This is a genomic window from Labrenzia sp. VG12 (genome assembly GCF_002237595.1).
In the GTDB taxonomy this organism is placed as follows: Bacteria; Pseudomonadota; Alphaproteobacteria; order Rhizobiales; family Stappiaceae; genus Roseibium.
Genome location: NZ_CP022529.1, coordinates 2,069,460 through 2,082,633 on the forward strand (window position 1 = coordinate 2,069,460; position 13,174 = coordinate 2,082,633).

Annotated in this window: 13 protein-coding genes; 4 read left to right on the forward strand and 9 right to left on the reverse strand. The window is 61.8% G+C overall.

Features of this window, described 5'->3' with window-relative positions; genetic code table 11:
* The first annotated feature begins 17 nt into the window (after window positions 1-17).
* Entirely contained in the window at window positions 18-512 is a 495-nt protein-coding gene (locus CHH27_RS09695) for a hypothetical protein (protein WP_094071405.1), read from the forward strand.
* A 146-nt stretch (window positions 513-658) separates the two neighbouring features.
* Here the strand turns inward: CHH27_RS09695 and CHH27_RS09700 are convergent, their stop codons facing one another.
* The gene (locus CHH27_RS09700; protein WP_094071406.1) at window positions 659-1,087 is read right to left on the reverse strand and encodes a VOC family protein; all 429 of its coding nucleotides are present in this window, start codon (window positions 1,085-1,087) and stop codon (window positions 659-661) included.
* Between the two features lie 108 nt (window positions 1,088-1,195).
* Between CHH27_RS09700 and CHH27_RS09705 the strand changes: the two genes are divergently transcribed.
* Together CHH27_RS09705 and CHH27_RS09710 are read left to right on the forward strand one after the other, a co-directional pair.
* The gene (locus CHH27_RS09705; RefSeq protein ID WP_094071407.1) at window positions 1,196-1,804 is read left to right on the forward strand and encodes a TetR/AcrR family transcriptional regulator; all 609 of its coding nucleotides are present in this window, start codon (window positions 1,196-1,198) and stop codon (window positions 1,802-1,804) included.
* A 501-nt stretch (window positions 1,805-2,305) separates the two neighbouring features.
* The gene (locus CHH27_RS09710) at window positions 2,306-2,701 is read left to right on the forward strand and encodes a VOC family protein (RefSeq protein WP_094071408.1); all 396 of its coding nucleotides are present in this window, start codon (window positions 2,306-2,308) and stop codon (window positions 2,699-2,701) included.
* Here the strand turns inward: CHH27_RS09710 and CHH27_RS09715 are convergent.
* Complete coding sequence (locus CHH27_RS09715; protein ID WP_094071409.1) at window positions 2,653-3,327, reverse strand: helix-turn-helix transcriptional regulator; 675 nt, start codon at window positions 3,325-3,327, stop codon at window positions 2,653-2,655. The genes CHH27_RS09710 and CHH27_RS09715 overlap by 49 nt on opposite strands.
* 222 nt (window positions 3,328-3,549) lie before the next feature.
* On the opposite strand from CHH27_RS09715, the gene CHH27_RS27610 reads away from it, so the two are divergent.
* The gene (locus CHH27_RS27610) at window positions 3,550-4,236 is read left to right on the forward strand and encodes a hypothetical protein (protein ID WP_157738840.1); all 687 of its coding nucleotides are present in this window, start codon (window positions 3,550-3,552) and stop codon (window positions 4,234-4,236) included.
* 80 nt (window positions 4,237-4,316) lie between these two features.
* Here CHH27_RS27610 and CHH27_RS09720 read toward each other — a convergent pair whose 3' ends face one another.
* From CHH27_RS09720 to CHH27_RS09750, 7 genes are all read right to left on the reverse strand, one after another.
* The gene (locus CHH27_RS09720; RefSeq protein WP_094071410.1) at window positions 4,317-4,955 is read right to left on the reverse strand and encodes a hypothetical protein; all 639 of its coding nucleotides are present in this window, start codon (window positions 4,953-4,955) and stop codon (window positions 4,317-4,319) included.
* Window positions 4,952-6,676, reverse strand: a complete 1,725-nt coding sequence (locus tag CHH27_RS09725; RefSeq protein WP_094074639.1) for an ABC transporter ATP-binding protein — start codon at window positions 6,674-6,676, stop codon at window positions 4,952-4,954. The genes CHH27_RS09720 and CHH27_RS09725 overlap by 4 nt, the downstream gene beginning before the upstream one ends.
* 667 nt (window positions 6,677-7,343) lie before the next feature.
* A complete protein-coding gene (gene peaD, locus CHH27_RS09730) occupies window positions 7,344-8,435 on the reverse strand; it encodes a quinohemoprotein amine dehydrogenase subunit beta (RefSeq protein WP_094071411.1) in 1,092 nt (363 codons plus the stop codon).
* A 29-nt stretch (window positions 8,436-8,464) separates the two neighbouring features.
* Window positions 8,465-8,797 (reverse strand): quinohemoprotein amine dehydrogenase subunit gamma, encoded by a 333-nt coding sequence (gene qhpC / locus CHH27_RS09735; RefSeq protein WP_094071412.1) that lies wholly within the window; start codon window positions 8,795-8,797, stop codon window positions 8,465-8,467.
* Window positions 8,794-10,230 carry a quinohemoprotein amine dehydrogenase maturation protein gene (peaB, locus tag CHH27_RS09740; protein ID WP_094071413.1) on the reverse strand — a complete coding sequence of 479 codons (1,437 nt, stop codon included), beginning with the start codon at window positions 10,228-10,230 and terminating at the stop codon, window positions 8,794-8,796. Before peaB ends, qhpC begins: the two co-directional genes overlap by 4 nt.
* A 17-nt stretch (window positions 10,231-10,247) precedes the next feature.
* Complete coding sequence (gene peaA / locus CHH27_RS09745) at window positions 10,248-11,813, reverse strand: quinohemoprotein amine dehydrogenase subunit alpha (RefSeq protein WP_094071414.1); 1,566 nt, start codon at window positions 11,811-11,813, stop codon at window positions 10,248-10,250.
* Window positions 11,810-13,156 carry an NAD(P)/FAD-dependent oxidoreductase gene (locus tag CHH27_RS09750; protein WP_208988755.1) on the reverse strand — a complete coding sequence of 449 codons (1,347 nt, stop codon included), beginning with the start codon at window positions 13,154-13,156 and terminating at the stop codon, window positions 11,810-11,812. The genes peaA and CHH27_RS09750 overlap by 4 nt, the downstream gene beginning before the upstream one ends.
* Window positions 13,157-13,174 lie beyond the last annotated feature (18 nt).

Below are 13,174 nucleotides of genomic sequence, written 5' to 3' on the forward strand. Positions count from 1 at the left end.
CAAGCTCGGGACTGCACATGCGACGCCTTCTTTTCATCAGCCTCAGCGCGCTCACCCTTGCCGCCTGCCAGTCCGGTTCGTCACAGCGCACGCCGCTGCCCGAACAGCCGCAGCTGACAGTTCCGGCTGGCGCGCAATCGGTCAACATCGCGGCCGACCCGATGACCGTCCGCAGTGCCCTTGTTTCCAGTGCCCAGGAGCGCGGCACGATCGTCATCCAGGACCAACCCAACATGGTGGTGATGGAACGCGCGATGAGCGGCGAGAACCCGGCCCTCGATTCCCAGTTCGGTCCGTCCGACAACGGCCAGCGGGTGATCCGGATTCGGGTGCGTTTCACCGGCACGCCCTGCCAGACCCTTGCCGTGCAGGACCTGGCCGTGATCAACAATTCGCGTACCGCGCTGGAACAGAGTTTCGTGTTGCCGGGCAATCCGAACACCATGCAAAGCCTGCAGGGTCTCAAATCCCGCGCCGAACAGAACAGCTCCTGCCCGCCCATCACATCGTAACCGGCGACAGCATTCCATTTGTCAAAAACATGAAAGGCGTGACCGGACACCGGCCACGCCTTTCTCATGCCGCCTTTCGCAGGACCGGTTCACAGCAGCGGGAAACCTCCCCCGGGCCCGCCCGGCTTAGCATGCTCTTTGGCTGCCTAGGCCGGCAAGGCCTCTGGCGCAAACTGCTTCAGGAATTCCTCGCTGGGCGGGATCGGCTTGATGACATCGATCAGGACACCGTTCGGGTCCTTGGTGATGAAATGGCGCTGGCCGAAAGGCTCGTCGCGCAGCGCCAGAAGGATCGGCAGGCCCTTGCCCTTTGCCTCTTCATAGATGGCATCGACATCCTCGACCTCGAAGTTGAGCAGCATGCCGCCGGCGCCGTTGCCCCGGCCCTCCTCCGGAATAGTCTCATGGGTCTGGTCGAGCACCGCAAGATTGACCTTGTCATCGTCTTCGGACTGCAGATGCACATACCAGTCAGCCTCGAAGATGGCCTTGAAGCGGAAATTGTCCTGATAGAACCGTGAGGTCTCGGCGACCTTGGAAGTCATCAGAACCGGGTAATACTGCGTGCATTTCATCGCTCTTCTCCTGATGGGCCCGAACCCGTTCTGGCAGGGGCTATGCAAACCAACAAAAAAGACATACAGTCTGTATGTAATTTTTCAACTAACATACAGGCTGCATGTATGCAAGAGAAAAACGAACGGGACTCAGGCGGCCGTCGCACCCAGGCCGAACGACGCGCGGAAACCCGCCGGGCGCTCTTGGAAGCAGCGCGGGCTCTGATCGTGGAAAAGGGCTATGCGGAGACGGCAACGCCGGAGATCGTCAAGGCGGCCAATGTCACGCGGGGCGCGCTCTATCACCATTTTGCCGACAAGGCCGATCTGATGCGGGCGCTGGTGCTGCTGGAATCGGAAGCCATTGCCGCCGATATCAACGCGGAAACGGACACCAGCCAGACGCCGCTCGATGCCTTCATGGCAGGCGCCCAGGCCTATTTCACGGCCATGTCCGTGCCCGGCCGCGCCCGCATCATGCTGCTCGAGGGACCGACCGTCCTGGGCCTAACCGAAATGGCCGGGATCGACCGCCAGACCGGAGGCGCCACGCTCTTGGAAGGTCTTCGCCACGCCGCCAATCATGGCGCCCTGAAGGACATCCCCCTGGAACCGCTCGCAGACCTCCTCTCCTCCGCCTTCGACCGGGCGGCCCTGGCCATTGCCAATGGCGAAGACCGCAAAGCTTATGAAACGGCGACCCGTAAGCTGCTGGCGGGAATATTGAAGGAGTGAGTGTCGGCGGTAAGCAGCTCCCCCGCTGGCGGAAGAACGCCCGGCAAACACCTCTCCTCTATACGATAGGCCTGCCCCCCAGTGTCATCCCGGCCAAGCGTAGCGCGAGCCGGGACCCACTCGCGGAGTCGCTTGCCAACGCGTGCGTTTTGTCGTCGGTGGCGACCATACCCACAGCTCTGCAAACGAGTGGACCCCGGGTCTCCCGTTGGTCGCCCGGGGTGACACTGAGACAAAACTTCTGTGTTTCTCAATTGTCATCCCCGCGAAAACGGGGACCCTGAAATCCGTGAGACTGGCGGCTGGATCCGCGGGCTCACGGCGTCCTGGGTCCCTGGTCTCCCTGCGGTCGCCTGGGATGACAGGAGGAGGATACGTCTCGTCTCTCCAGATGGATTTGCCTTGCCTTCAAAGAGCAGTCACGCAGTGTCGCGATCCTTCAAGACAGACAATTACACTGCCGCTAGAAGACCGGCAGACCAAGCCTCAAGGAGCCCAAAAGTGATTTTCCGCTATTCGATTTTGTACGTCGACGATGTTGCCACCGCGCTTGATTTCTACGAGCGCGCCCTCGGTTTCAAGCGCGCGTTCCTGCACGAAAGCGGGGACTATGGAGAACTGGCCACCGGAGAGACCAAGCTTGCCTTTTCCTCCAAGGCGTTGATGCGCCAGCTTGGCAAATCTCCCGGCACGCCGGATCCGGAAAAGCCGGTTTTCGAACTGGCCTTTGAAACGGAAGACGTGGCCGCGGCTGTCAAGAAGGCCATCGCAGCGGGCGCGACGCTGGTCCAGGAGGTGCGCGAAGAGCCCTGGGGCCAGACCACGTCTTATGTCAGCGATCCTTTCGGTTATCTCATCGAGATCTGTTCGCCGGTCCAGTTGCCGAGCGCAGGCTGAGAAATCTGCTCAAGGAGATCCGGGCGGGCCTGCAGCGCGCTCGGCGTCTGTCCGAACCAGCGCCGTATCTCGCGTGTCAAATGCGCCTGGTCGCTATACCCGCTCGCGTAGGCGATCTCGGTCAGGGATTGCCCGCTCTTCAGGAGCCCGCCGGCCCGCCGCGCCCGTGCCAGCAGGCGCCAATAGTCCGGTGCAGGCAATCCCAACACCCTGACCTGCCTCTGCAACGTGCGTTTCGACACCCCCAGATCCGCCGCAACGCTCTCGACACTGGCCCCGGGTTCGACCAGCGCCAGCAGGATTTCCTCACCTGGCCCTCCGGCACTTTCCCGGGCCGCCAGTTCATTGCCGAGCATCTCCTCCGCCCGGCCGCAATCGCGCTCGATCTCGGCCAGAACGGTCGGCCTGATGGTTGTTCCAGGCCGTAACCGGTACCCGGTGATCTCCGTCCCGGCAGCAAGCTGCGCCACCCGCGGCCGCAGATCCAGCTCCGTCAGGACGATTTTCGCGCGCGCGCCGGGCGCACGGACAATCAGCACGTCGCGGCAGCCGTCGGGGAAGACGGGTGAGCGTTGGACTGCGGTGGTGCGATGGCGCCAGAGTTGGAATGGAATCGTGTGGGGCATAGACCAACCTGACTACAACCAATTGAATTTGCTTGGTATATGCATGAAACAAGGGACGAATAAGCACGCCTGCGACGATAAAGCTATCTGAACAGAATGTGTGGCTCCCCGCAATATTGCAGGATGGCGGCGCCGCGGAGATTGGGACTGAAAGCAACCCATTCGGCGATCACATCGCGATAGCGTGTCGCATTTCATCAATGCTTGACCGGAGAAAGACAATTGAACGACTTGGTGATGATAGGATCTGAAGCACAAACCTTTTTTCGACATTCAAATCCAAGAGACCCACTGTTTCCTCGAAGCGATAAGATTGACTGGCAATACCTGCTCGACAACCTGAAAAAAGATGCGACCAGGTTCTTATCCTCAATTTCAAACACTTCCCGTTCTTTCTGGGCGATAAATCACGTTCTATATGGCGATGCTTTTTACTGGCAGACAGACCGCCCTCTGTCCGACCTTCGTTTCAAGGTATTTGCTTTAAGAAAAGGCGATTTCATCCCCTGGTGTAATTACGATAATCCTGAAACCATCCTTTTTCAGTCGGAAGATTGTCCATGGTGGCCCAGCTTTGCGCAATCTCTTCGGGAAATTGATATCAAAACAGCAGATGCACCAATGTATGAAGGTGATTGGGAAACGTACTTCGACATTGCTTACCGGGCACAGGTCTTTTCTTCGCTACTGACTGCAACGTCGCAATTGGGCCTCAGGAGAGATCCCAATGTAAATGTTGGCCCATGGCCCGGAACAAGCATAAGCATGTCTGAGACAATCGCACCGGGGGGAACACTTCATCTTTTGATGAATTTCGAAGGTGAAACGGCTGAAGAAGTTCTTAGTGACGCATACGGATATGCAAGGTTTTCTCCAAGCTCACGAGAAAACACTAAGAGGCACGAGTGAATGGGTCAAAATGACTGCCTACACAAAAACTATTAGGCACTAACTAGCAACTCTGGAAACTTTTTTATAGGAAGCCACACTTAGTCAGCCATCTCCCCCCGCCGTTCCCGTCCCCTATACCGCACAGCCCCCTCCAAACACCGCGCGTCCCGTCCCTTCCCCCTCTCACATGCCGCCAGCAACCCCGCCGCATGTGCCGCCGCCGGGCTGGCGCCGCGGATGTCCGGCGCGCCGGTCGCCTCCGGACAGGCTCCGAACACCGCATGCGGCAGGTCCAGGCGGGAAAGCTCAGCCGGGACGCAGCGCGCGTCGCCCTGGACGGAGAGGACACCGTAGAGTGCGGCCGGGTAAACCAGTTCGCCGCGTGCCGGAGCCGAAGCGATGAAAATGGTTCCGGCCTGCTGCAGACGGGAGACTGCGATGCTCAGGTCCACCGAAGAACGTGCCATGCCGAAAGCGCAAAGGACGAGGTCGGGCGGAGCGTCCGCCAGCCAGTCCAGGGCCGTGCGCACATAAGGCAGACGAGTGGCCAGCCGCCCCGGGAAGACCACTGCGTTGACGATTGCAGCCTCAGGTGCATGGGATTGGATCGTACGCGCCATCGCGGCTGCGTGTTGTCCGGCATGGGGAGCGCCATCCGCCTCGCAGAGCCAGGCCTGGCGTTCCAGGCCCGGCCAGTCCGCCGGCAGTGCACCATCTATGAGACCGATGCGGGTCATGGTGTCCCTCCGCCTCCTGTCGCGTAGTCTTTGAGGTCCAGCTCAAGGTCGAAAGTGCCATAGCGCGCCGGCTCGCCATGCGTGACGACGATCCGGCTGCAGCCCTTGTAGCAACGATCGATCGCGGACATGATCCGGGCGACCCGCACGCCATCGACTTCCGAGAGGCTCTCGTCCAGCACCAGGACGCTGAAGGGTTGCAAAAGCGCCCGGGCCAGGCAGAGCCGCTGATGCTCCCCACCCGAAAGCTCAAGCCCGCCCTCGCCCAGCGCTGTTGCCAACCCCTCAATAACGAATCGTTCCTCCAGTTCAACGAGTTGCAGGACCTTCAGCATGTCCTGGTCTGTTGCGGTCGGACAGCCGAGACGGAGATTGTCGGCAAGCGTTCCGGAGAAGACGTGCCCTTTCTGCGGCACCAGTGCCACCGCGCCGCGCAGGTCTTTCAGGGCGAGCTGCCTGAGATCGATGCCGCTCAGAAAAACCGTGCCCGCAACCGGATCAGCGTGACGCTGCAGCAAGGACAGGAGCGAGGATTTGCCACTCCCTGAGGGCCCTGCAAGCCGAAGCGTGCTGCCCGCCGGGACACAAAGGGACAGGTTCTGAAACAGCGGCGGACCATCCGTCGGCGTGTAGGCGACGTGGTTCAGAACCAGATCGCCCGGTCCGACACCGAGCGGAACGGGAGCAACCGGATCGCACACGTCCGGTACGGCGCTCATCACCTGGTCCAGCCGGTCGAGCGCGGCCTTCATGCGCGCCTGGCCGTGCCAGAGGGAGATTAGCGACTGCATCGGTCCGATCAGGAAACCGAGATAGGCGATGAAGGCGATCAGCGAACCGAGCGGCATGGTGCCGTCGATGACGGCGAGCCCGCCGACCAGGAACACCGCCCCGCGCAAGGTCGCGGTCAGCACCATCGGCACGGCACGGGTTACCTCCGACCACATCTGCGCTTTCATCAAGGCGTCGACCAGGGTGGTTTGGCGGGTCTCGATCCGGTCGGCTGCCGCCTCGGCCGCATTGAGGGCTCGGAGGGCACCAAGGCCCGTGATGGTCTCCGCAAGGCCTGACGCCAGTTGACCGCGCGCCCGACGCACCTCCTTTGCCTTTTGGTGCGTGACCGGCCGCGCTCTTGCGAAGAACAACAGCTCCAGCGGTGCCAGCGCCAGAGCCAGCAGAGCGAGCTTGGGTGCCAGCACGAACAGCATCACCAGCCCACCGGCAAGCCGCAGCACGCTGCCCGCGCCGGAGACCAGGACGGCGAAGGTGAATTGCTGAACCTCACCGGCATCGCCATCAAGCCGGCTCATCAGTTCGCCGGTCTTTTGCCGCGCCTGCCAGCGGGGCGATTGCTGAAGGATCCTTGCGACCGCCGCCCGGCGCAGATCCGCCAGCAACCTGGCGGAAAACTTCAGATGCAGCAGAGAATTCAACGCGCCCAGCGCCAACGCGGCAAGACCAATACCGAACAGGGCAGCGGAAAAGACGACAAGCGCTTGTCTGTCGCCTGCCATCAGGCCCTGATCGATCACCAGCTTGGTCAGGTAGGGCGGCACCAACGCCGCCGCCGCCGTTACCATCGACAAGGCAAACAGCGCGGCCAGCGGCCAGCGATACGGCGTTACCAAAGGCAGCAACCAGGCAGCTTCCCGGTCGCCGAACAGGCGGTTGAACAGCCCGCGCAGAAGCGGCCGGCGGCGCGGCGTTTCCCTTGCGTTCATCAATGTCTCTGCCAAAGGCGTTGCCTGTTTCATCGCTCTGCCTTCTTCAAAACCACCTCCCCATTGTCATCCTCGCGAAGGCGGGGACCCAGGAAGCCGCGAGACCATCAGCTCGGCCCGAGAGGGCACGGGTTACTGGGTCCCGGTCTTGGCTGCGCCAAACCGGGATGACAACGGCAGGGCTGTCTCCCCCTCAAGATCTCCACCTCCTCAATTGTCATCCCCGCGAAAGCGGGGACCCAGTACTCCGTGAGACCGGCGGCAAGACCCGATAGCTTTCGGCGTACCGGGTCCCGGGTCTCCCCTCGGTCGCCCGGGATGACAACGGGCGCGCTGTATGCCCTTCAAGATCTCCGCCGCCTCAATTGTCATCCCCGCGAAGGCGGGGATCCGGTACTCCATGAGGCCAGCAGCAAGACCCGATAGCTCTCGGTGTCCTGGGTCCCGGGTCTCAATCCGGTCCCCCGGGATGACAACAGGAGGGCTGTGCGTCCCTCAGAGTCACCCTCTCCGCATTGTCATCCCCGCGAAAGCGGGGACCCAGTAACCCGTGTCACCGGCGGCAGAACCAGATAGCTCTCGGCGTACTGGATCCCAGGTCTCCCTTCGGTTGCCCGGGATGACAAAGGCAGGGCTGTAAGCCCGTCTCAACCAGGGACGTTGCCACCTAACTCCCGGTGTTGATCACATGCATCGTCCCGGCGGCCATGTCGCCGCCGGACGGCAGCAGGATCTCGCCAATGCGCTCCAGAGTCTCAGCGTCGTAGATGCCGATGTCGTCATTGGTGCCGCCCACATAGATCTCCTTGCCGTCGGAAGAGATGTTGATGCAGTAATAGGTGTGCGGCAGGTCGACCCGCTTGATCAGCTCTTTCTTGTCGACGTCATGCTTGGAAAGCTGTGTGTAGACGCCATAGAGCTTGGAGGTGTCGTTCGGATCGCGGATCGCGGAGAACATGATCACCTCAAGGCTTGCGAAATCCTCGATTTTGCTCTCGCCGGTGCTGAGGTCGACGCTCAGGTAGCCCCAGACAAAATCGGCGATCTCGCTGAAGGTCTCGTCGGTGAATTTCGCAGCCGAATAGAGCAGCATGAATTCGTTCGCCTGTGTGCCTATCGGCCAGAAGGCAAGCACATCCGGTGGGGAATAGGTCGGCCGGTCCCAGCTGGCATTGGCGATCTTGACCGTGCGCTCACCCGTCTTCGGGTCAAAGGCGTAGATGTCGTGCCCGGCGGCATAGACCTCGCCATTTTCACCGGTTGCCATCACGGTGACCCGGCGCGGGCTCGGGAAGGTCCGGGCCGGTTCGGCATCAAGACCTGCCGACGTTTCATAAACAGCAAATTCCGGCTCCATGACTTCGTAACGGTCAGCCAGAAGGCGCACCGGATTGCGCACGGTGTAAAGTTCCTTGCCATCCTTGGAGACCGCGAGCGAGGCAATGGTCTTGCGGCGAATGTCCCCTTCGGACTGGTGCGCGGAGAACACCGTTTTGCAGGTGGCCAGTTCGATGCCGAAGACATCTTCCCAGCGGTTGCCGAGGATGTAGGCGATGGAATTGTCCGGCGACATCACGATGACGCCGGGCATCAGGTTGAAGTCGAGCTGGCAATCGGTTTCGATCGTGCGTGCCTTGGCATCAATCACATAAAGCCTGTCGGGCTTGGCGACGGTGACGATCAGGTCCCTGGCCTGTGCCGGCAGACCGGAGAGCCCGAGGCAGAGCACAGCCGTCGCGGCTGCGAATAGAGTGCGCATGGAATTACTCCTTGGGTTTTGTCGGGCCATCAGGTTTCGCTGTCGGCCGGGAACACCGTGCCGAGCGAGCGCCAGTCCTTGCCGGCATTGTCGGCGCCGTCGTTCCAGTCCTTGTAGGAATTCATGGTGTCCGGCACCTGGGCCGGCCACCAGCACGGATCGGAACAGCCGTAGAGGTCAGCCTCCATCGGTTGGCACAGGGCGGCAACGCCACCAAAGGGATCGACCTCCCACCCCGGATCAAGGGTCGAGGCGCAACCGGCAACCACCGTCTGCATCGCCCGGACCTCGTCCATCTTGTCGCTCTCAACGGCCGCAACCACGCGGTCGGCCTTCTGGTTCAGGGGTTTCAGATGTCTCATTTGCCGTATGCCCTCCGCGGCATGATGTGATCGGAAAAGAAGGCAGGGGCGCCGGCGATCAGCTCGCCATAGACGCCAATGCCGAAATCGACCCAGTCGCGCATCAGGTCGCAATAGTGGTAGGTCGGCTTCATCGGGTCTGAGAAATGGGCGTAGCTCTCGTGGTAGCAGCCTCCCGCACAGATGTTGCGGATGCGGCAGGTCGAACAGCCCTTGTCGGTGCGATCGGCCCGGTCCTCGATGAACCGTGCCAGCTTCCGCTTTTCAATGCCGCTGTCCACCGAGCCGTAGGTGTCCATGTCGGACCCGGTGAACCGGTGACACAGGTTCAGCCCGCCCTCGTGATCGACAGCCAGCATGCCCAGCCCCGCCCCACAGGGAAGTGCCTTGGAGCGACCTTCATAAAGATCGTTCATCAGCTGGTGCATGTTGGAAAAGCCGATGTTGCGGCCGAGAAGCGCCTCGTCCCGGTAGTGCCGGCCGAGCCGCTTCATCTCCTCGAACACCGTTATGAGTTCGTCCCCGGTGAGGTTGAACGGCGTGACCGGTCCGGAGGTCACCGGCGAGAAGCCGACCTCATGAAAACCGATCTCGTTCTTGAGGTGATCCCAGATGTCGTAGACCGCCGTGACGCCGCTTGTCAGCGTCACCCGCCCGCCAACAGGCCGGGAGGTGTAGCGCTCCAGCAGCATCCTCGTCTTGCGGGCAACCACGTCGTAGGTGCCCTTGCCGCCGACGGTCTTGCGGTTCTTGTCGTGAAGCGCCCTGGGCCCGTCCATGGAGATTGTCAGGCCGAAACGATGGGCATTCAGCCAGTCGACATTTTCTTCGGTCAGCAGGGTCGCGTTGGTGGTCAGCGAGAAGTCTACTTTCTTGCCGAGGTTGCCAAAGCGCTCCTCTGCATAGGCGACCACCTCGCGGATCAGCGCCAGATTGCTCAACGGCTCGCCGCCGAAGAACACCACATTGTAGCTGTCCCGGTCCGGGCTTTCGGCCAAGAGCAGCTCAATGGAGCGTTTGGCCGTTTCAAAAGCCATGCGCCGGCTTTTCGACGGCGTGTCCAGGTCCTCCTTGTAACAATAGGTGCAGGACAGGTTGCAGCCCGTGTTGACGTTGAGAACGATCGTCGTCAGCGGAAAGTTCTCGATGTGAACCGGTGGCCGTTCGGCCCTGGGCGCGCCGCCGTCGGTGATGATGTCGAGGTCGAGCAGCGCCCGCAGACGCTCGGTGACGAGATCCGGGTCCACCCGGCCCTCGAACCGATCCCTGACGTCGCTTTCGGTGACCTGTGACCGGTCCTGGAAGAGATCGATCACGTCGCTGTCGAGCCTGTCGATCTCGAACAGGGAGGTCGTTGGCACGTGAAACAGCAGCTGCCGTCCGTCCACCTCGACCCGGTGCGCATTTTGCGGCTGAAAAAAGAGATAACCCATGATGCTTTGCTCCTTGTTCAGCGGATCGGCGGATCGTTCCAGCGCTGGACGGTGACGATCAGCTGTCCCTCGCCGGTGACATCGCCGTTCGTTGCCAGCACTTTCAGATTGCCCGCATTGTTGGTGGAAAACGGCCGGTCCGGATTGGGGCCGGCGACACCCGGCACGAAGATACCGAGCTCGGTATCCATCTGGCCGGCATGTTCGACATCCTTCAGGTGTTCAGCTTCCTCGTTGAAGGGGGCAACCGTCCATCTGGCGGGCACGACCCCGATGCGGATGTCGTCTTCCGTGCCGGCTTCGCCGTCCGGACCGTTCCAGTAGCCGACCGCGTCGAAACGGGCCGGGACCTTGCCGGCCGAACCGCCGCCACCGCCAACCCGGGCAACACCAAAGGCAGGCTCGACTTTCAGGCTGTCGATATGGCTGTAGACGGCAATCGCGTTCTCCGCGGAGGCTTCCCCGGAGGCGACGCTGACCAGGCCATCTGTTTCATCGGAAGGTGTGACCTTGATCGACGCACCGTAGAGATTGGCCGCTCCCCCGGATGCCACCAGAGCGCCGGAAAGGGCAACATCGCCAAGACCGGTGCCGACGACCTGAACGGTTTCCTCTGACCCTGCCGGCAGTGTAGACGGCACGACACCGGCAATGGCAGCCGTGCCACCTGCCTTGACCGCCCGGAAGGCGCCTCCAAGGCTGTCTTCGGCATGGAGGAACTGCCGGCCGGAAAGACGGTCGCCCTCCTCCGACATCGCCAGGATCTGCCGGTACTTGTCACCGCCAATATCCAGATTGGCGCGCCATTCATAGCCTGTATAGACGTTGAGCCTGCCGGAGACCGGCAGTTCCTCGCCCGCTGCTGTCACCAGCGAACCGGAGACGGTGAGCGGTTGGGCATCGCCGGAGACTTCAAGACGGCCATAGGCTTCGCCCTTGTCCGGCAAGGTGGTGGTGAACAGCCAGGTACCATTCGCCTCCGGCTTCCGGGCTTCAAGCCAGGTGGTCCAGGCATCCGATTCCAGCGGGTAGCGCTCGGCCAACAGCGGCACGATTTCCTCGCGCGCGATCTTCAGCCATTCCCGGTCCCGTCCAAGCGCCTGGTATTCCAGCGTCTGGAACTGGCCGACATGGAAATCAATGTGAAGATCCCACTCTTCCTGTGTGCGCCGTTGAAGGGTGAAGCGTGCAGCCGAGTGGCAGCGCGAACACATTTCTCCAAGAGGAGCATCGACATCCTCGACGACAGCAGGTTCGCGCTCCAGAATATAGCGATAGTCCGCTGCTTCGCTCGGAGCCAGGCCCTGCGTCTCGGACAGGTAATGCACCAGTTTGCCCTGATCCTCCGGCGTTATTTCCATGCCGTGGAAGAGCCGCATGCGCACGATGGTCATCAGCCAGCCTTCCGGCGTTTTCCGCTGGCCCTTGACCCGGCTGAGGACACCTGTCTCGTCGGCCGCATGGCAACCGCCGCAATTGGCGTCAAGCAACGCCGGCCCGTCTTCGGCAGCGGCCGGCAATGGCATCAGGAGCAGGAGACCGGCCAGGCCGGCGAGATGCCCCTTTCGCAAACTGGGTATCATGCTGTTTCCCTTGTTCTGGTTGATTGCTGGTTGGATTGGCTTGTCCCGCCTCTGATCAGGCCCCGGCTTCGCAGCCATGGATAAGCGGCCTGGAGCGCCGGAGACGGCGTGCCAGTGACAGGTTTAGGAGTGAGATCCCCCTCGGACGTTTTCAGAAGGTCAGCGACCGGAAGCCCGGCAATGAAGGCCACACCGCCCGGGTCCTGAGGTGTGATCAGAACGTCCCGCTCAACAAGGCGGTTGTTTTCAACCACAACACGGGTCTCCAGCCGGCTCTTGTCCGGGACCTGGCGAGCTGGGCGCGTGTCGGGCCATTTGGACCGGCGATCCCAGAAGGCGTGACCGGAGAGATCCTGTTCAAGGGCGTAGAAATCGCGGCCGATACGCGCCTGTCGCCAGAAGGTCTCGACCACCCTGGCGCGATAGAACCGCGCCGCCAAAGGGGCGCCTCTTTCCGGATTTTCCAGGATTGTCAGAACCATCGGCACGGCGGCCAGTGCAGAGGAAAGCGCCCAGAAAAGCCCGTGACCGGAGAGCGGGTCGATCGCCACGGCCGCATCGCCAACCGGGATGACCGGCAGCGTGAGCTCCGGCGCTGAAAGAACCAGCCCGGCTGGCCGCGCCAACAGCGAAGACCTGAGGTCGAGCATGCCGACTTGAGACCTGAGCTGCGGCTGCGTCAGGAAACCCTTCAACCGGTCCTGAAGTGCCGCCTGTCCACCGCCGACAAGACTGTCCGCTTCCACGCAGATCTGGAGCCAGCATCCAAAACCCGGCAAGCCAGCCTGCCACATCCATCCCTCAGGCGAGGACACAACACGTGTTCCGGAGCGCTTTGGTGTGCCTTTGACCAGACCGCTGATTGCGAGCGTCTGCGGCCCTTTCAATCGGCGGGATGACGGCGCCTGGCGTCCGCGCGCATCGATCACCAGTCGCGAGCAGACTGAGTTGCCGTTTGAAAGCGTCACGATAACGTCCTGATCCGGGGCGCCTTTTTCGATCCGGCCAAGCCGAGTTTCAATCAGGTGCGCCCCGGCCTCGACTGCCGCAAACCTCAGGGCCTGATCGAATGCCGGGCGGCGCACGAGACGTTCGCCATTGGCACTGCTCTGCAGCCCAGCCCAGTCGACTTGCCGATGTCCGGGTTCACTGGCGGTTGCCATGGCGGCCGAGAGCCCCCGGCTCTCAAGAAGCCGTGCAACACGGTCGCTCAGGCCTTCCAGGCGCCTTGACCCCATCGCCGGATCAACGATCAGGACCTTGCAACCGGCACGCGTCAACTCACGCGCTGCGAAGGCACCGGCGGGACCGCCCCCGGCGACGACACAATCGTAATTGATCACCAATACTGTTCCCTCGTC